Origin of the sequence: Methylocystis sp. IM3, from assembly GCF_038070105.1 — a bacterium.
Lineage (GTDB): Bacteria > Pseudomonadota > Alphaproteobacteria > Rhizobiales > Beijerinckiaceae > Methylocystis.
Map to the genome: position 1 here is coordinate 1,970,790 of NZ_JBBPBZ010000002.1, position 16,848 is coordinate 1,987,637.

Consider the following 16,848-nt stretch of genomic DNA (forward strand, 5'->3'; position numbering starts at 1 on the left):
GCCGCAACTTCGAGCGCCAGTGACACGATAGTTTCGCACCGGCCGCGTCCCCGACAGCCGATTTCCTGTCAAAAGGAGCGCGAAATTCGCCACGCCGCCTTTCCCCGGCGCTCATGGCGAGCCGGACGAGGAGCTGCTAGATTCCGCTTATCGACTTTTCGGAAGCGACAGACGCGCCATGACCACGCCCAAGCAAACGCCGCCCCGCATGACGGTCGACGAATTCCTTGTCTGGGCGGCGGGCCGTCCCGGCCGCTACGAACTCATCGGCGGCGAGGTCGTGGCTCAGGCGTCAGAGCGGGCGAAGCATTGGACGATCAAGCTCGCGACGCATGTCGCCTTGCTCAACGCCGTGAAAGCCAAGTCCCTCGATTGCCATGTCGTGCCGGATGGCGCGACTGTCAGGATCGATGAGAGGACCGCTTACGAGCCTGACGCGTTGGTTTACTGCGGACGCGAAGTGGATGGCGACTCCATGGTCGTCGAAAATCCGGTCATCGTGGTGGAAATTCTTTCTCCGACGACCGGGCGAAACGATAAGGGGCGCAAGCTTGCAGACTATTTCCGCCTGCCGAGCCTCGCCCATTATCTCATCGTCGATACGGACGCGCCGCTGATCATCCACCACCAGCGCCGGCCCGACGGCGACATTCTCACGCATATTCTGCGGGACGGAATATTGTCGCTCGATCCGCCGGGCCTCACGCTTGCGCTGTCGGAGATTTACGCAAGCAGGTAGTCCCTCGCCGGGCTGAGCCCCGCGAAGGACAGTCGCTTACCGCGCGACATAGATTTCCGCGCCCTTCTCCACGAACTCTTCCGCCTTGTCGGCCATGCCTTTTTCGCGCTCGGCGATGGCCGCGGCCTCCTCGCGCAGGTCGCGGGTGATCTGCATGGAGCAGAATTTCGGCCCGCACATGGAGCAGAAATGCGCGAGCTTGTGCGCCTCCTTGGGCATGGTTTCGTCATGGTAGTCGCGGGCCGTATCGGGATCGAGTCCGATCTCGAATTGATCGGTCCAGCGGAAATCGAAGCGAGCCCGGCTCATGGCGTCGTCGCGCTCGCGCGCCGCCGGATGGCCCTTGGCGAGGTCGGCGGCATGGGCGGCGATGCGATAGGTGATGACGCCGGTCTTCACGTCGTCGCGGTCGGGCAGGCCCAGATGCTCCTTCGGCGTGACGTAGCAGAGCATCGCCGTGCCGAACCAGCCGATCATCGCCGCGCCAATGCCCGAGGTGATGTGGTCGTAGCCCGGCGCAACGTCGGTCACGAGCGGCCCGAGCGTATAGAAAGGCGCCTCGCCGCAGGCCTTGAGCTGCTTGTCCATATTGGCCTTGATCTTGTGCATCGGCACATGGCCGGGGCCTTCGATCATCACCTGACAGCCCTTCTCCCAGGCGATCTTCGTCAATTCGCCCAGAGTCTCCAGCTCGGCGAATTGCGCGGCGTCATTGGCGTCGGCGTTGGAGCCGGGGCGCAGCCCGTCGCCGAGCGAGAAGGAGACGTCATATTTGCGCATGATGTCGCAAATCTCGTCGAAGCGTTCGTAAAGGAAGCTCTCCTTGTGCTTGGAGAGGCACCAGCGCGCCATGATGGATCCGCCGCGCGAGACGATGCCCGTGACGCGATTGGCGGTGAGCGGGACATAAGCGAGCCGCACGCCGGCATGGATTGTGAAGTAATCGACGCCCTGCTCCGCCTGCTCGATCAGCGTGTCCTTGAACACCTCCCAATCGAGCTTGAGCGCATCGCCGCCGACCTTCTCCAGCGCCTGATAGATCGGCACAGTGCCGATCGGCACGGAGGCGTTGCGGATGATCCAGTCGCGGATGTTATGGATATTGCGCCCCGTGGAGAGGTCCATGACCGTGTCGGCGCCCCAGCGCGAGGCCCAGACCATCTTCTCCACCTCTTCCGCCACCGAAGAAGTCACGGCCGAATTGCCGATATTGGCGTTGACCTTGACGAGGAAGTTGCGGCCAATGACGACCGGCTCCAGCTCGGGGTGATTGATGTTCGCCGGAATGATCGCCCGCCCGCGCGCAATCTCCGCGCGCACGAATTCGGGCGTGACATATTCCGGAATTTCCGCCCCGAAGCTCTCGCCGTCGGCGATGCGCTCTTTCGCCACGTCGAGCGCGCGCGCGCGGCAGAGATTTTCGCGATGCGCCACGAAGATCATCTCTTCCGTGATGGTCCCGGCGCGCGCGAATTCCAGCTGTGTGACGGGCGCCGCGCCCGCGGCGCGATAGAGCTTGCGCTCGGCCGGGCACGGCGGCACGAGCCGCTCGCCCTCGGCGAAGCCATTGTCCTCCGGCTTCACGGCGCGTCCCTCATAGGTCTCGAGCCCCGCGCGGGTCGCGAGCCAGGGCCGCGCCGCCGGCAGGCCCGCCGAGAGGTCGGGCGTGAAATTCCCGCAGCCGTAGGGGCCGGACTGATCGTAGACGCGCAGCGGCGGTTCGCCGGATGAGGGATCGAGCGGGATTTCGCGGAAGGGAACGCGGATGTCATCGCGCCCCTCGGGCGAGGAATAGACCTTGCGCGACTTGCCGATGGGGCCGGTGGTGACGGTCAGGGGCGTGCGTTTGTCGTGCAGGTTCATGTCGCGCTCCATTGATCGCGCTCCTTCAAGGGGAGCGGATTGAGGGGGATGCAGACGAAGCGCGGAATCGGGTTGTGAGGGCGCGAACCGCCCTGCCCTGGCATTCCCTCCGCCGGCATGACCCGGATCAGGTTCGATGGGTGCTTCTCAGCCGCGACGCGCGGCGCCCCTCGCCAACCCGACAAAGCTAGCGCGTCGGGCAGGCGGGGGCAAGGCGGCTCATGGCGCCGCCAAAGCTTTCGGACTGTCATATTTCCTTTTTATGGCTGTGCTTTTGCCGTGTGCTGGAGCTCGAGGCTCAATCGTCTGCAACCCTCCAGGTCGAGAATCGTCATGAAGAAATTTCTGTTTCTGTTCGCGCTGCTGCCCACCCTCGCCTATGCGAGCGACGACGCCGTCGACTGCGCCAAGAAGAACGACGGCTCTGTGAAATGTGAGGTCAAGAAGGACAAGGTCGTCGTCGACGCGATCACGGTCAATGGCGGCGGCTGTCCGGTGGCGGAAAACGCCGAGGTTCTCCACCACCCCTACAATGCAGGCGACAAGTTCACGGTCCCCGCCAAGGGAGGCAGCATCGTGCCGGGATTTGGCTGCGGCTATGTCCGCATGGTCACGATCCAGACCCACGACGGGAAGACGAAGACGTTCGGACCGATGTAAGCCCCGGGGGGACTGGCCGCGGGCGCGCGCACGCGGCCCAGTCCTTCCATCTTTCCGAAGGAGCTACTTCACGTTTCATAGTGCACATAACGAGATAGTTTCAGGCTGAGATTCTCCGTCGGGACCCCGAATGACTTCGCTCAGCCTCCAAGGCCTCACCTCGCAGGAAGCCGCCCGGCGCCTCGCCGAATATGGTCCCAACGCGCCGCCCGAGGCGCCCCCGCCCGGCATTTTGCAGATCGCGCTGCGCACGCTGAAAGAACCGATGTTCTTTCTGCTGGCGGCGGCGGCGACGATCTATCTTTTCGTCGGCGACCTCGGCGAAGGCCTGTTCATGGTCGCCGGCGCCGGCGCCTCCATCTCGCTCGTCGTCATACAGGAGCTGCGCAGCGAACGCGCCTTGCAGGCGCTGCAACGGCTCGCCGAGCCTTCCGCGCTTGCCCGCCGCGATGGCGAGGCGCGGCGCATCCCCGCGCGCGACCTCGTGCCGGGCGACATCTTCCTTCTCGGCGAGGGTCAGCGCATTCCGGCCGACGCCCTGCTGATGGCGGGCGACGCGCTCGTCGTCGACGAGTCGATCCTGACTGGCGAATCCGCGCCCGTCACCAAAACGCTCGCCGGCGAAACGGATCTCGACTTTCCTGATCCCGGCGGGGATTACACGCCCTTCCTCTATGCGGGCGCGATGATCGTGCGCGGCTCGGGCGTCGCCCATGTCGAGCGCACGGGCGCGCGCACGGCCGTCGGCGGCCTCGGCGCCTCTCTTGCCGCCATAAAGGGAGAGCCGAGCCCGCTGCAACAGCGCACGGGCGCGCTCGTGGCGCGGCTCGGGGCCTTCGCGCTTCTGTTCTGCGCGCTGGTCATCGTCGCCTATGGGCTCGTCCATGGCGACTGGTTCGAGGGCGCCATCGCCGGCATCACGCTCGCCATCGGCCTGCTGCCGGAAGAATTCCCTATGGTGCTGGCGATCTTCCTCGCGCTCGGCGCCTTCCGGCTGGCGCGCCGCAATGTGCTGGTGCGCCGTTCCTCCGTGACGGAGACGCTGGGCTCCACTTCGCTGCTCTGCGTCGACAAGACCGGCACGCTCACCGAAAACCGCATGGCGGTGATCGCGCTCTATACGGGCGGGGCGATCGAGCCGGTCCCCGACGCGCCCGACGCCGAGCAGCACCGGCTGATCCGCGCGGCGCTGCGCGCCTCGTCCGAACATCCCGTCGATCCCATGGACCGGGCCGTCCATGCGCTGGCGGAACGGCTCGAAATCCCGGCCGGCGGCGCCGTGACGGAAAGCTTTCCGATCCGCCCCGAGCTTCTGGCCTTCATTCAGACATGGCGGGTCGAGGGCGGCGTCACGCGGGCGGCCAAGGGCGCGCCCGAGGCTGTCCTGCGCCTGGCCCATGCGACGGACGACGAGCGCGCCCGCTATGGCGCTGTCGTCGAAGAGATGGCGCGCGAGGGGATGCGCGTCCTCGCGGTCGCGGAGACCGAGCCCGGCACGACGGCCGTGGAGGCCGCACCCTACCGGCTCAGGGGCCTTGTCGCCTTCGAGGACCCGATCCGCGAGGACGTTCCGCAGGCAGTGGCGGCGGCGCGGCGGGCGGGCGTCTCGGTCGCCATGATCACCGGCGATTATCCCGCAACGGCGCTCGCCATCGCGCGCGACGCCGGCATCGACACGGGCGCCGGCGCGCTGACCGGGGCGGAGGTCGCCGCGATGGCGCCGGAAGAGGTTGCCGAGAAAATTAGAAGCATCCGCGTCTTCGCGCGGATCATGCCGACGAACAAGCTCGCCCTCGTCGAGGCCTTCAAGGCGGACGGCCATATCGTCGCCATGACCGGCGACGGCGTGAACGACGGCCCTGCCCTCGCAGCGGCCCATATCGGCATTGCGATGGGTCAGCGCGGCTCCGACGTGGCGCGCGAGGCGGCGCATATCGTTCTGCTCGACGACCGTTTCGCCTCGATCGTCGCCGGCATCGAGCTCGGCCGCCGCATCTCCAGCAATCTGCGCAAGGCGCTGACCTATGTCACCGCGATCCACATCCCCATCGCCGGCCTTGCGCTTGCACCCATTCTGATGGGCCTGCCGCCGATGCTTTTGCCCGCCCATGTCGTGCTGATGGAGCTGATCATCGACCCGACCTGCTCGCTCGCCTTCGAGGCGGAGCCCGGCGAGAGGGACGCCATGCTCAAGCCACCCCGCCCGCAGAGCGAGCCGCTGTTCGGGACGCGCGACCTGCTGCTCGGCGCAGTGCAGGGCCTTGCCGTCTTCCTCGCGGTTCTGAGCATCTATATTCTCGCGACCAGCTTCTCCGTCGCCGACGCCGAGGCGCGCGGCCTCGCCTTCGCGACGCTGATCATCGGCAATCTGACGCTCGCCCTGTCGGATGCGCTGCCGAGGGGCGTCTCGCCTTTCGCGCGGGACAATCTGCCGTTCTGGGCCATCGCGGCGACGGCGCTCTCGGTCGTCGCCGCGGGCCTGTTTTTCCCGCCCCTCGCAAATCTGCTGCGCTTCGCGCCGCCACAGCCGGAGGACCTTGCGCTGGGGGCGCTCCTCGGGCTCAGCGCGGGGGGCTGGTACGGCATGTGGCGGCGGCTGGTCGGACGAGCGTGATCCAATCTTCCCCGGCCGGAGAGCGACGCCACGGGCGACGTTTGCATTCCCGTCATGCGGGCTGATATGCCTTCGCGGCACCGCGCAACAGATGGACCCAACGTGACAAACGAGACGGCGCAGAACCGCAAATCGCTCTCCATCATCGTCTCGAAGGGGACGCTGGACTGGGCCTACCCGCCCTTCATCCTGGCGACGACTGCGGTGGCGATGGATATGGACGCAACGCTCTTCTTCACCTTCTACGGCCTCGGCCTGTTGAAGAAGAAGCTCGATCTCGGCGTGTCGCCGCTCGGCAATCCGGCGATGAAAATGCCCATGGGCGGGATGCATCTCGGCATGCCCAATCTCGTCGCGGCGCTGCCCGGCGTCACCGCCGGCGCCACGGCGATGATGAAGAACATGATCGCGAAAAAGGGCGTCGCCAGCATCGAAGAGCTGCGCGACATCGCGCTCGAAAGCGGCGTGAAGCTCGTCGCCTGCCAGATGACGATGGACCTTTTCGAATTCAAAAAGGAAGACATGATCGACGGCGTCTGCTTCGGCGGCGCCGCGACTTATCTCGAAGAGGCCGTGAAGGCCGACGTCAATCTTTTCGTTTAAGGACTCCGGATGACCGACCATAGTGTAGACGCCCGCGGCCTCAATTGCCCGCTGCCGATCCTGCGTACAAAAAAGGCGCTGAAAGAACTGGCCGTTGGCGAGACGCTCGAAGTTCTCGCGACCGATCCCGGCTCCATGGCGGATTTCGCCGCTTTCGCGCGTCAGACCGGCGACGAACTGGTCACCGCCGAGGAAGCCAACGGGCATTTCCGCTACGTGCTGCGTCGCAAGAGCTGAACTGTTGCCGCTAAGCCGCAAGGCGGTTTTCTTTCGACCATGCCGCTGTACTGCCTTGCGCAAGCTGGGGGCGTTAGGGTGAACTTTACCATAAAGTTCGCTCACCCCGGCCGCCGCCATGCGTAGATATGTTTCCCGTTCGTCCGCGCTTATTCTCGCAATTCTTGCCGCCGGTCCGCAGGCCGCTTTCGCCGCCGACGGCTATTTCCTGATCGGCTACGGTCCGCGCCAGAAGGCGCTCGCGGGCGCGGGCGCCGCCGATCAGCGCGACGCCATGGCGCTCTCGGTCAATCCCGCCGGGATCGTCGGCTTGCGGCGCCAATTTCAACTCGGCATGACCGTCATCAACGCCGAGCGCGGCTATTACACCAGTGGGCCGACGCGCGTGATCACGCCGGGGTATGTCGAGAGCGGCCGACCGTGGTTCCCCGTCCCCAACAGCGGCTACATCCAGCCGATCGACGAGGACTCGGCCTGGAGCGTCGTGAGCTACGCCAATGGGGGCGTCAACACATCCTATGGCTGGGGCAATTGGCACGCCCCGAGGGGCGGCCTCTTCGGCGGCGGCTTCACGGGCGTCGATCTGCAACAATCCTTCATCAGCGCCGGCTACGCGCGCCGCTTCGCGACGCCTGCCGGAGACGTGACGCTCGGAGTCGCGCCGACACTGGCGGTGCAGATGCTCAACATCCAGGGCGCGGGCGTTTTCGCGCCCTATTCCTCCAATCCCTACCGGCTGTCGGACATGGGCTACGATTGGTCAGCGGGCGGCGGCCTGCGCGCGGGCCTCACCTGGGCCGTGACGGACAGCGCCCGCTTCGGCTTCTCGGCCTCGACGCCGATGTGGATGTCGAAATTCGGAAAATACGCGGGGCTCCTTACCGACCATGGCGGCTTCGACATTCCGGCCACGATGCAGGCGGGCGTCGCCTATGATCTGCTTCCCAATCTGACCGCCATGCTCGACTGGCGGCATGTCTTCTATTCGGGCGTTCCCTCGCTCGGAAACCCGTCGAATCCGCTCACCTACCGATCCATGGGAACGCCGAACGGCTCCGGCTTCGACTGGACCGACGTCGACTCGGGCTCCGTCGGCCTCGAATGGCGCTACTCGCCGGCGCTGACGTTGCGAACCGGCTATCACTACACATCGAACCCGCTCCGCTGGCGCTCAGTGACGGTGAACGCGCTGGCTCCGATCATCAACCGCCATCACGCGGCGCTCGGCGCCAATTACGCCCTCACCGAGAATTCCGCCTTCGATTTCGCCTTCGTTTACGGCTTCAAGAATTCCTTCACGGGCGTGGAGTGGATTCCCCAACAGCCGACCCTGCCCTTAGGCTCGGCCAATCCGCGTGCGACGATCACGCCCTGGGTGCAGGGGTGGGAGCTGACATTCGGCTACGACTACAAATGGGATCAGGGCGACAATTCGCTCATTCCCCTGCGCTTCTAGACTGTCACGCGGGCAACCCGGCTGCAAACCGGCTTGCCCGCTCTTTCCACTAAAGCCGCCGCGCTCAGCCCACGACGATATTGGGGGCGGCGCGGGGTTTCGCCGTCTCCAGAAGAGTTTTCACTTTGGCGGCGAGATTGAGATAGACCGCCGCCTGCGGACTGTTGGGCTCCGCGCCGACGACGGGTTTCCCCGAATCCGAAGTTTCACGGATCTTCATGTCGAGCGGCGCCTCGCCGAGGAAGGGCACGCCGAGCTTTTCGGCGTCATGGCGCGCGCCGCCGTGGGAGAAGATCTCCGAGCGGCCGCCGCAATGCGGGCAGAGGAAGTAGCTCATGTTCTCGATGATGCCGAGAATGGGCGCCTCGACCTTCTGGAACATGGCCACCGCCCGCCGCGCGTCGATGAGCGCGAGGTCCTGCGGCGTCGAGACGATCACCGCCCCGGCGATGGGCGTCTGCTGCGCCATGGTGAGCTGCACGTCGCCCGTGCCGGGCGGCATGTCCACGACGAGCGCGTCGAGGTCGCCCCAGGCGACTTCGTTGAGAAGCTGCGTCAGCGCCTGCGCGACCATCGGCCCGCGCCAGACCATGGGCGTATTTTCATCGACGAGGAAGCCCATGGACATGATCTTGATTCCGTAGGCTTCGAGCGGAACGAGCTTGCCGCCCTCGACCTTTGGCTTTTCGTGCAGGCCGAAGAGGCGCGGCGCGGACGGTCCGTAAATATCCGCGTCGAGCAGACCGACACGCCAGTTCTGCGCGGCAAGGCCGAGCGCCAGATTGGCGGCCGTCGTCGACTTGCCGACGCCGCCTTTGCCCGACGCCACGACGACGATGTAGCGAATCCTGTCGAGGGAAGGCGACATGCCGCGGCGCTGGGGCGGCGGCGGTGCGGCGTGGGAGTGGCCATGATGGTGATGATGCCCGGCGCCGGCGGGCTTCGCCGAACCTGCCGCGCGCTCGGCGGTGAGCGTCACCACGGCCGACTCGATTCCCGGCACCGCCTTGAGCGCCTTCTCGGCGTTGACGCGCGCCGCCTCCCAGCCTTCGGGCTTTGCGGGATCGCCCGAGAGCGAAACAAAGGCTTTCGCGCCGGAAAGATTGACGCCACTCACGGCATTCGCCAGCGACACGCCGCCGGGGCCGTAAAGGTTTTCAAGGGCTTTGAGAATGTCAGCTTCCGTCGCCACGGGCCGCTCCTTGCCTGTTTAGAGTTATTCTAGACAAGGATATGCCGCTAAACGCCGCCCGCGTCCATGCGATATTTAGACCGACTTTCCGCTGCAACGCCCCTCCGCCTGCACCGCTGGACAGGGTGCGTCGCCATAAGAGCAAAAGACGCAGCAGTCGCCGGCTTTTGGGGTCAGTCGGGCTCCGCAGGCGGGGCAGTCATAGACGACCACACAGGCGTCCAACGGCATGGTCATCATAGCGGCATGGCCGCAACGCGGGCATTTGATCGACGCCACGGACTTCATGCGAAGAGCCCCATCGGCTGTTCGATGAGGCGCTTGAACTCGGCCAGCAGCTGTGCGCCGAGCGCGCCGTCCACCGCGCGATGGTCGCAGGAAAGCGTCACGCTCATCATGTTCGCCACGGCCGGGGCGCCGTTCTTCACGACCATGCGGGGCTCGCCCTTGCCCACTGCAAGAATCGTCGACTGCGGCGGGTTGATCACCGCCGAGAAGTTCTTGATCCCGAACATGCCGAGATTGGAGACCGCTGAAACGCCGCCCTCATATTCCTGCGGCTTCAGCTTGCGGTCCCGCGCGCGGCCGGCGAGCTCTTTCACTTCCTCGGAAATCTCCCGCACCGTCTTGGCCTGCGCATTGCGGACGATGGGCGTGATCAGCCCGCCCGGGATGGCGACCGCGACGCCAATGTCCGACGCCTTGTGCTTCAGCATCGCTTCGGGCGTGAAGGTGACATTCGCCTCCGGCACGCGCTGAAGCGCCAGCGCCAGCGCCTTCACGACGTAATCATTGACCGATGTCTTCCATTCCGGCGACCCATCGCCCCGCTGTGGGGCGGCGGCGTTGAAGTCTTCCCGCATCTTCAGCAGCGCGTCGATCTCGCAATCGACGTCGAGGTAGAAATGCGGGACGGTCTGGATCGATTCCGTCAGACGCCGCGCGATGGCCTTGCGCATCGAGTCGTGCGGGACTTCCTCGTAGGAGCCCGCCTCGTAGAATTTCCGCGTCGTCGCGGCGGACGGCGCCTCCGCGAGCGCCGGCTTCGCCTCGGGCGCCGGCGCGGCCTTGCGGGCGCCGCCGCCCGCGAGCGCGCTCTTCACGTCGCGCTCGATGATGCGGCCATGCGGGCCGGAGCCCGCCAGCGCGGAGAGGTCGAGCCCCGCCTCCCTCGCGAGGCGCCGCGCGAGGGGCGAAGCGAATATGCGCGCCATGGCGTTCAAGATGCTCTCCTATTGTCCGCCGGCCGTATTGCCCCCGGAAAGGCCGAACAGCGCGCGGAACAGATCGCCGACGAACGCCTGATCCTGCGAGACGGCGTAGGCTCCCGTCAGCAGGACTCCCGACAGGGCGGCGGCGACGATGACGACATTCCGGCGCGGCATGGCGGCCTAGCGATAAAGAACGGCCTTCGCGGCCGCGATCACTTCCGCGACGCTCGGCAAGGCAAGCTTCTCGAGATTGGCCGCGTAGGGCATGGGCACGTCCTTGCCGGTCACGCGCAGGACCGGCGCGTCGAGATAGTCGAACGCCTCCAGCTGCACGCGCGTGGCGATCTCGGCCGAAACGCCGCTTTGCGGCCAGCCTTCCTCGATGGCGACGCAGCGGCCGGTCTTCTTCACGGACTCGATGATCGTCGCGCTGTCCATCGGGCGCAGCGTGCGCAGGTCGATCACCTCGGCCTCGATTCCTTCCTTCGCAAGCTCCTCGGCGGCGCCGAGCGCATAGGTCATGCCAATGGAAAAGGAGACGAGCGTCACGTCGGTCCCCGGCCGCGCAATGCGCGCCTTGCCGATCGGCAGGACGAAATCCTCCAGCGCCGGCACATCCGAAGTTTTTCCGTAGAGAATTTCATTCTCGAGGAAGACGACGGGATTGTCACTGCGGATCGCCGCCTTCAGCAGGCCCTTGGCGTCGCTGGCGTTGGACGGCGAGATGACGATGAGCCCCGGCACCTGCGCATACCAGGCGGCGTAATCCTGGCTGTGCTGGGCGCCGACGCGCGCCGCCGCGCCATTCGGGCCGCGGAACACGATCGGGCTGTTGATCTGCCCGCCCGACATGTAGAGCGTCTTCGCTGCGGAATTCACGATGTGGTCGATGGCCTGCATCGAAAAATTGAATGTCATGAATTCGACGATCGGCCTCAGGCCCGCGAAGGCCGCGCCGACGCCGATGCCGGCGAAGCCATATTCCGTGATGGGCGTGTCGCGCACGCGCATCGGGCCGAATTCCTGAAGCAGCCCCTGCGTGACCTTGTAGGCGCCCTGATATTCCGCGACCTCCTCGCCCATGATGAAGACATTGGGGTCGCGCCGCATTTCCTCGGCCATGGCGTCGCGCAGCGCCTCGCGCATGGTCATCGGAATCATGGTCGTGCCGGCGGGCACTTCCGGCGCGGCGCTGACAGTCGGCGGCGCGGAGACGCTGACCGGCTTGGGCGCCGGCGCGGCTGCCTCCTTCGCGGCCTCGAGTCGCGCCGCATTCGCCTCGCCCGCCTCGTCCTGCGGCGCGCTCGGCGGCGCCGGGGCCTCGGCGGCGGGCGGCGCGGCCACGGCCGACGCATCCTCGCCCTCGCCCGCAATCACCGCGATCGGCGTATTGACCGCGACATTCTCGGTACCGCCGGGCACGAGAATGCGCGCCAGCACGCCTTCGTCGATCGCCTCAACCTCCATGGTGGCCTTGTCGGTCTCGATCTCGGCGATCACGTCGCCGGCCTTGACCTCGTCGCCTTCGTTTTTCAGCCATTTGGCGAGCTTGCCCTGCTCCATGGTCGGCGACAGGGCGGGCATGAGGACGTTGACAGTCATTTGAAGGAAACCTCTTCCCCCGCCCCTCTCCGCTGGCGCGGCAGAGGGAGCAGAGCGCAGCCTCTATCGGCGTCGCGGATCGCCCGCACAAATAGGAAAGTCATTGTCTTTCGATCCTTACGCCAGCACGTCGGTATAAAGCTCGGAAGGCTCCGGCTCCTTGTCGCTCATCGCAAAATCGGCTGCTTCGGCGACGACCTTGCGAACATTGGCGTCGATCTTCTTCAGTTCGTCCTCGCTGACGCCGTCGGCCAGCAGGCGCAGGCGCACCTGCTCGATTGGATCGTGCTCCTCGCGCATCCTCTGCACTTCTTCCTTGGAGCGATATTTCGCAGGGTCGGACATGGAGTGGCCGCGATAGCGGTAGGTCTGCACTTCCAGGAGATAGGGTCCCTTGCCCGAGCGGCACCAGGCCAGCGCCTCGGCGGTCGCCTCGCGCACCACCCGCACGTCCATGCCGTCGATCTGCCGGCCGGGGATGCCGAAGGCGCCGCCGCGCATGGCGAAGTCCGTCTGCGCTGCGGCGCGGGTCAGCGACGTGCCCATGGCGTAGCGATTGTTCTCGACGATGAAGAGCACCGGCAGCTTCCACAGCGCCGCGATGTTGAAGGTCTCGTAGACCTGCCCCTGATTGGCCGCCCCCTCGCCGAAGAAGGTGAGCGACACGCGTCCGTCGCCGCGATAGAGATTGGCGAAACCGACGCCCGCGCCGATCGGCGCCGGCGCGCCGACGATGCCGTGGCCGCCGAAGAAATTCTTCTCCCGCGAGAACATGTGCATGGAGCCGCCCTTGCCCTTGGAGTAGCCGCCGCGCTTGCCGGCAAGCTCCGCCATCACGCCCTTGGGGTCCATGCCGCTCGCGAGCATGTGGCCATGGTCGCGATAGCTCGTCGTGAATTCGTCGCCCTCGCGCGCGGCCATCTTGGCGCCGACGACCACGGCTTCCTGGCCGATGTAGAGATGGCAGAAGCCGGCGACCACGCCCATGCCGTAGAGCTGCCCCGCCTTCTCCTCGAAACGGCGGATGAGCAACATGTCGCGCAGGGCGTGAAGCTCTTCCTCGCGGGTGAAAGGTGGAACGGATTGAGCGGCGCTCGCGCCGTCGCCTGCAGTCGCCATCGGCTGTTCTCGGCCTCCCAACCGTTATTTGGAGAACGAGCGGGACAATACCAGAGTCGCCGTTCAAAGACGAGGGCGCCGGGTCCCCACCGGTTGCGGCTGTGGCTTATTTCGCGTCGAGCTGCGTCTGCAGCTCTTCGGCGAAGGCCATGATCCGCTTGGCGTTGGCGCCGAAGTCGTGGCGTCCGTAGCGGGAGGCGGCGCGCAGATCGATGCGGGTCTGACCCGGCAGCGGCTTGAGTCGGACTGTCACGTCCTCGTCGAGCCCCATGATCAGCGTCTTGTCGAGAAAGTCGGCGTGCCCTTCTCCGGTGCGGCCGCCGGGCGGGCGCTGATCGACGACCTTCCAGCCGATCGCCTTCGCCGTTTTGAGAACGAGCGCGAAAGCTTCGTCGGCGTCGAGATCGACGACGATGGGCTCGACGTCCGGATAGGCGGGGCGTTGGGCCTCGCGCGCCTTCTGCGTCACGCCCTTTGGCTGAAAGCCTCCCCGCGCCGCATAGGCCGCCCCGGACAACGAGAAAAACGGCGGGTTGGCGATGTCGGTGGAAATGTCCGACAGCACCGGCAAACGCACCGCCTCGAAGGCGAGATAGGACGGATAGGCGAGAGTCAGCAGCGCGATCAGCGCGCCGGCGAACGCAGCCCCCGCGCCGCGCCGGCCGGTGTTCCAGATGCTGACCCAAGCGGCGCCCACGAGCAAAAGCCCGATGAGCGCCAACGCCACGGCGGCTCCGAGCGACGCCAGCGCGGAAACGGGCGCGATCATGTTCAGCCGCACCAGCAGGACCGAGAGGATGGCGACCGTTCCCGCAAAAACGGCGACGCTGCGGCTCCACAACGCGGCCCGCGACCATGGCTCCGGCGGAAGTGTGCGACGCATGGGACCGAGCGGCCTCGCCTGTTTCATGCCGCTGGATGCGGCGATGAGCGCATTTTTCGCCAAAGGCGGCGAGAAATGCAACGAAATAGCGGCATCGTGAAAACAGCTGGCGCGTTAGCGCGGCGTTAAGCGAATGCGGCGAATTTGAGGGCGTGCATTTTTCTTGTAGCTGCGTTCGCGTAGAGGCCCGCAATGTCGGACAATCATCCAGTCGAGTCGAATGAGCCGCAGGCCGGCGGCCATCCCCATGATCTCCTCGCGCGGCTTTATCGCGAGATCGGCATTTCCGCCGTCGCCGCCGCGCTCGAAGCCGCGCAATTTTCCGACCTTACGGACGACGCGCCGCAAGAAGACGGCGCCTGGTCGCCGCTGGGCGGCGAGATCGCAGCCTGATAGAAGAGCCCTGCCTTGGCCTTTGCCTTGGGGGCTCAATGATCGACCGCCGCGCCTTTCTGCGCCTGCCCGCCGCCATCGCGCTCGCAGGCGCGGCCTATTCCGTCGCCATCGAGCCGAACTTCCGGCTCGAGGTTACGCGTTACCGCGTGACGCCGAAAGACTGGCCTCCCGCCCTCTCTCTGCGCATCGCCGTCATTACCGACCTGCACGCCTGCGAGCCCTGGATGCCGTCGGCGCGCATCCGCCGCATCGCCGCACTCGCCAATTCCCTCGCGCCCGATCTCATCGTGCTGCTGGGCGATTTCGCGGCGGGCACGCATCTCGTCACGGGCCCTGTGCAGCCCGAGCAATGGGCCGAGGCGCTCTCGAACCTCGAGGCGCCGCTCGGGGTTCATGCGGTGCTCGGCAATCACGACTGGTGGCACGGCGCCCTTCCCGGCGATCCGTCTGACGGCGCCGAGGCCGCGCGCGCCGCGTTGAAGCAGATGGGCGCGCGGCTCTATGAGAACGACGCCATGCGTCTGGAAAAGAACGGCGAGCCCTTCTGGCTTCTCGGCCTCGCCGACCAGTTGGCCGAATGGGTCCAGATCGGAAAGCGCGGGCGATGGCGGGGGCGAGACGATCTCGATGCGACGCTCGCTCGCGTGATCGACGATTCGCCGGCCATTCTTCTGGCCCATGAGCCCTTCGTCTTCGACCGCGTGCCGGGCCGTGTCGCGCTGACGCTCTCCGGCCATACGCATGGCGGGCAGGTCAATCTGCCCGTTCTTGGCCCCATCGCCGCGGAACTGCGCTATGGCGGCGGCAGCAGAGTTTACGGGCATTACGTGCAGGACGGGCGCCACCTCGTCATTTCCGGCGGCCTCGGCGAGTCGATCCTGCCCATGCGTTTCATGCGGCCGCCGGAGATCGTCGAAGTGACAGTGGCGCCGCCGGCCGCCGCGTGACTTCGAGCGGCTGAGGGGCTTCGCGGGCGCAAAACGGCGAGGGCGCCGATTGGCTCGAGGCCAACGGCGCCCTCCCTGTCTTTTCTGTTACTCGATGATCGAGGCGACGACGCCCGCGCCGACCGTGCGGCCGCCTTCGCGGATGGCGAAGCGCAGCTTCTCCTCCATGGCGATCGGAACGATCAGGGCCACTTCCATCGTGACGTTGTCGCCCGGCATCACCATCTCGACGCCCTCGGGCAGCGTCACGATGCCGGTCACGTCCGTCGTGCGGAAGTAGAACTGCGGGCGATAGTTGGTGAAGAACGGCGTGTGGCGGCCGCCCTCCTCCTTCGTCAGAATATAGGCCTCGGCCTTGAACTTCGTGTGCGGCTTCACCGAACCCGGCTTGCACAGCACCTGGCCGCGCTCCACGTCCTCGCGCTTCGTGCCGCGCAGCAGGCAGCCCACGTTGTCGCCCGCCTCGCCCTGATCGAGCAGCTTGCGGAACATCTCGACGCCCGTCACCGTCGTCTTCGTCGTCGGACGGATGCCGACGATCTCGACTTCCTCGCCCACCTTCACGACGCCGCGCTCGATACGGCCCGTCACCACCGTGCCGCGGCCCGAAATCGAGAACACGTCCTCGACCGGCATCAGGAACGGCTGATCCTTCGGACGCTCCGGCTGCGGAATGTAGCGGTCGACCTCCTGCATCAGCTTCAGGATCGCGTCATGGCCGATCTCGGGGTTCTTGCTCTCCAGCGCGCACAGCGCCGAGCCCTTCACGATCGGAATGTCGTCGCCCGGGAACTCATATTTCGACAGAAGCTCGCGCACTTCCAGCTCGACGAGCTCGAGGAGCTCCGGATCGTCGACCATGTCGACCTTGTTGAGGAACACGACCAGAGCCGGCACGCCCACCTGGCGGGCGAGCAGAATGTGCTCGCGCGTCTGCGGCATCGGGCCGTCGGCCGCCGAAACCACCAGGATCGCGCCGTCCATCTGCGCCGCGCCGGTGATCATGTTCTTCACATAGTCGGCGTGGCCAGGGCAGTCCACGTGCGCATAGTGGCGGTTCTGCGTTTCATATTCGACGTGCGCCGTCGAAATCGTGATGCCGCGCGCCTTCTCTTCCGGAGCCTTGTCGATCTGGTCATAGGCCGTGAAGGTCGCCCCGCCCGTCTCCGCCAGAACCTTGGTGATCGCCGCCGTCAAGGACGTCTTGCCATGATCGACGTGACCGATCGTCCCGATGTTGCAGTGCGGCTTGGTGCGAGAGAATTTTTCCTTGGCCATGGTCCCGTTCCTCTGGCGGGTCCACTGCCCGCGCGCGGGCGAGCCTTT

General features: G+C 66.1%; 17 protein-coding genes and 1 riboswitch. Of the genes, 8 read left to right on the plus strand and 9 right to left on the minus strand.

Annotated features, from left to right (window positions below; translation table 11 throughout):
- The first annotated feature begins 178 nt into the window (after positions 1-178).
- Positions 179-739: a Uma2 family endonuclease gene (locus tag WOC76_RS11515; RefSeq protein WP_341106759.1), complete on the plus strand. Its 561-nt coding sequence runs from the start codon at positions 179-181 to the stop codon at positions 737-739.
- Positions 740-775: 36 nt separating this feature from the next.
- Here WOC76_RS11515 and thiC read toward each other — a convergent pair whose 3' ends face one another.
- A complete protein-coding gene (gene thiC, locus WOC76_RS11520; protein WP_341106757.1) occupies positions 776-2,602 on the minus strand; it encodes a phosphomethylpyrimidine synthase ThiC in 1,827 nt (608 codons plus the stop codon).
- Positions 2,603-2,688: 86 nt separating this feature from the next.
- Positions 2,689-2,783, minus strand: a riboswitch (TPP riboswitch).
- 152 nt (positions 2,784-2,935) lie between these two features.
- Between thiC and WOC76_RS11525 the strand changes: the two genes are divergently transcribed.
- The 5 genes from WOC76_RS11525 (at position 2,936) to WOC76_RS11545 (ending at position 8,172) form a co-directional block, all read left to right on the plus strand.
- Positions 2,936-3,262 (plus strand): hypothetical protein, encoded by a 327-nt coding sequence (locus tag WOC76_RS11525; protein ID WP_341106756.1) that lies wholly within the window; start codon positions 2,936-2,938, stop codon positions 3,260-3,262.
- A 130-nt stretch (positions 3,263-3,392) separates the two neighbouring features.
- Positions 3,393-5,876, plus strand: coding sequence for a cation-translocating P-type ATPase (locus WOC76_RS11530; protein ID WP_341388437.1), 2,484 nt, complete (start codon positions 3,393-3,395; stop codon positions 5,874-5,876).
- 102 nt (positions 5,877-5,978) lie between these two features.
- Positions 5,979-6,479, plus strand: coding sequence for a sulfur carrier protein DsrE2 (dsrE2, locus tag WOC76_RS11535; RefSeq protein ID WP_341106754.1), 501 nt, complete (start codon positions 5,979-5,981; stop codon positions 6,477-6,479).
- Between the two features lie 9 nt (positions 6,480-6,488).
- On the plus strand, positions 6,489-6,716 hold the full coding sequence (locus WOC76_RS11540; RefSeq protein ID WP_341106753.1) for a sulfurtransferase TusA family protein: 228 nt from the start codon (positions 6,489-6,491) through the stop codon (positions 6,714-6,716).
- 118 nt (positions 6,717-6,834) lie between these two features.
- Entirely contained in the window at positions 6,835-8,172 is a 1,338-nt protein-coding gene (locus WOC76_RS11545) for an OmpP1/FadL family transporter (RefSeq protein WP_341106752.1), read from the plus strand.
- Positions 8,173-8,236: 64 nt separating this feature from the next.
- On the opposite strand, the gene WOC76_RS11550 is transcribed toward WOC76_RS11545, so the two are convergent.
- From WOC76_RS11550 to WOC76_RS11580, 7 genes are all read right to left on the minus strand, one after another.
- The gene (locus tag WOC76_RS11550) at positions 8,237-9,364 is read right to left on the minus strand and encodes an Mrp/NBP35 family ATP-binding protein (RefSeq protein WP_341388440.1); all 1,128 of its coding nucleotides are present in this window, start codon (positions 9,362-9,364) and stop codon (positions 8,237-8,239) included.
- A gap of 75 nt (positions 9,365-9,439) precedes the next feature.
- Positions 9,440-9,652, minus strand: a complete 213-nt coding sequence (locus WOC76_RS11555) for a GDCCVxC domain-containing (seleno)protein (protein WP_341106750.1) — start codon at positions 9,650-9,652, stop codon at positions 9,440-9,442.
- Positions 9,649-10,578, minus strand: a complete 930-nt coding sequence (locus WOC76_RS11560; protein WP_341108788.1) for a 2-oxo acid dehydrogenase subunit E2 — start codon at positions 10,576-10,578, stop codon at positions 9,649-9,651. The genes WOC76_RS11555 and WOC76_RS11560 overlap by 4 nt, the downstream gene beginning before the upstream one ends.
- An 18-nt stretch (positions 10,579-10,596) precedes the next feature.
- Positions 10,597-10,749: a hypothetical protein gene (locus WOC76_RS11565; RefSeq protein WP_341106749.1), complete on the minus strand. Its 153-nt coding sequence runs from the start codon at positions 10,747-10,749 to the stop codon at positions 10,597-10,599.
- Between the two features lie 6 nt (positions 10,750-10,755).
- Positions 10,756-12,177, minus strand: a complete 1,422-nt coding sequence (locus tag WOC76_RS11570; RefSeq protein ID WP_341106748.1) for a pyruvate dehydrogenase complex E1 component subunit beta — start codon at positions 12,175-12,177, stop codon at positions 10,756-10,758.
- Between the two features lie 117 nt (positions 12,178-12,294).
- The gene (pdhA, locus tag WOC76_RS11575) at positions 12,295-13,296 is read right to left on the minus strand and encodes a pyruvate dehydrogenase (acetyl-transferring) E1 component subunit alpha (RefSeq protein ID WP_341106747.1); all 1,002 of its coding nucleotides are present in this window, start codon (positions 13,294-13,296) and stop codon (positions 12,295-12,297) included.
- Positions 13,297-13,402: 106 nt separating this feature from the next.
- The gene (locus WOC76_RS11580; RefSeq protein WP_341106745.1) at positions 13,403-14,179 is read right to left on the minus strand and encodes a DUF1499 domain-containing protein; all 777 of its coding nucleotides are present in this window, start codon (positions 14,177-14,179) and stop codon (positions 13,403-13,405) included.
- A gap of 192 nt (positions 14,180-14,371) precedes the next feature.
- Between WOC76_RS11580 and WOC76_RS11585 the strand changes: the two genes are divergently transcribed.
- On the plus strand, positions 14,372-14,572 hold the full coding sequence (locus WOC76_RS11585) for a hypothetical protein (RefSeq protein WP_341106742.1): 201 nt from the start codon (positions 14,372-14,374) through the stop codon (positions 14,570-14,572).
- A 38-nt stretch (positions 14,573-14,610) separates the two neighbouring features.
- Positions 14,611-15,522 carry a metallophosphoesterase gene (locus tag WOC76_RS11590; RefSeq protein ID WP_341388443.1) on the plus strand — a complete coding sequence of 304 codons (912 nt, stop codon included), beginning with the start codon at positions 14,611-14,613 and terminating at the stop codon, positions 15,520-15,522.
- Between the two features lie 87 nt (positions 15,523-15,609).
- Here WOC76_RS11590 and tuf read toward each other — a convergent pair whose 3' ends face one another.
- Positions 15,610-16,800 (minus strand): elongation factor Tu, encoded by a 1,191-nt coding sequence (gene tuf, locus WOC76_RS11595; RefSeq protein WP_341104687.1) that lies wholly within the window; start codon positions 16,798-16,800, stop codon positions 15,610-15,612.
- Positions 16,801-16,848: the final 48 nt, after the last annotated feature.

Bases quoted from the DNA above. Each gene is read 5' to 3' on its own strand.
- WOC76_RS11590 (WP_341388443.1), top strand. From the start codon at position 14,611: ATGATCGACCGCCGCGCCTTTCTGCGCCTGCCCGCCGCCATCGCGCTC.
- tuf (WP_341104687.1), bottom strand. From the start codon at position 16,800: ATGGCCAAGGAAAAATTCTCTCGCACCAAGCCGCACTGCAACATCGGG.
- thiC (WP_341106757.1), bottom strand. From the start codon at position 2,602: ATGAACCTGCACGACAAACGCACGCCCCTGACCGTCACCACCGGCCCC.
- WOC76_RS11545 (WP_341106752.1), top strand. From the start codon at position 6,835: ATGCGTAGATATGTTTCCCGTTCGTCCGCGCTTATTCTCGCAATTCTT.
- WOC76_RS11585 (WP_341106742.1), top strand. From the start codon at position 14,372: ATGTCGGACAATCATCCAGTCGAGTCGAATGAGCCGCAGGCCGGCGGC.
- WOC76_RS11570 (WP_341106748.1), bottom strand. From the start codon at position 12,177: ATGACTGTCAACGTCCTCATGCCCGCCCTGTCGCCGACCATGGAGCAG.
- WOC76_RS11515 (WP_341106759.1), top strand. From the start codon at position 179: ATGACCACGCCCAAGCAAACGCCGCCCCGCATGACGGTCGACGAATTC.
- WOC76_RS11580 (WP_341106745.1), bottom strand. From the start codon at position 14,179: ATGCGTCGCACACTTCCGCCGGAGCCATGGTCGCGGGCCGCGTTGTGG.
- WOC76_RS11530 (WP_341388437.1), top strand. From the start codon at position 3,393: ATGACTTCGCTCAGCCTCCAAGGCCTCACCTCGCAGGAAGCCGCCCGG.
- WOC76_RS11565 (WP_341106749.1), bottom strand. From the start codon at position 10,749: ATGCCGCGCCGGAATGTCGTCATCGTCGCCGCCGCCCTGTCGGGAGTC.
- WOC76_RS11555 (WP_341106750.1), bottom strand. From the start codon at position 9,652: ATGAAGTCCGTGGCGTCGATCAAATGCCCGCGTTGCGGCCATGCCGCT.
- WOC76_RS11540 (WP_341106753.1), top strand. From the start codon at position 6,489: ATGACCGACCATAGTGTAGACGCCCGCGGCCTCAATTGCCCGCTGCCG.
- WOC76_RS11560 (WP_341108788.1), bottom strand. From the start codon at position 10,578: ATGGCGCGCATATTCGCTTCGCCCCTCGCGCGGCGCCTCGCGAGGGAG.
- WOC76_RS11525 (WP_341106756.1), top strand. From the start codon at position 2,936: ATGAAGAAATTTCTGTTTCTGTTCGCGCTGCTGCCCACCCTCGCCTAT.
- pdhA (WP_341106747.1), bottom strand. From the start codon at position 13,296: ATGGCGACTGCAGGCGACGGCGCGAGCGCCGCTCAATCCGTTCCACCT.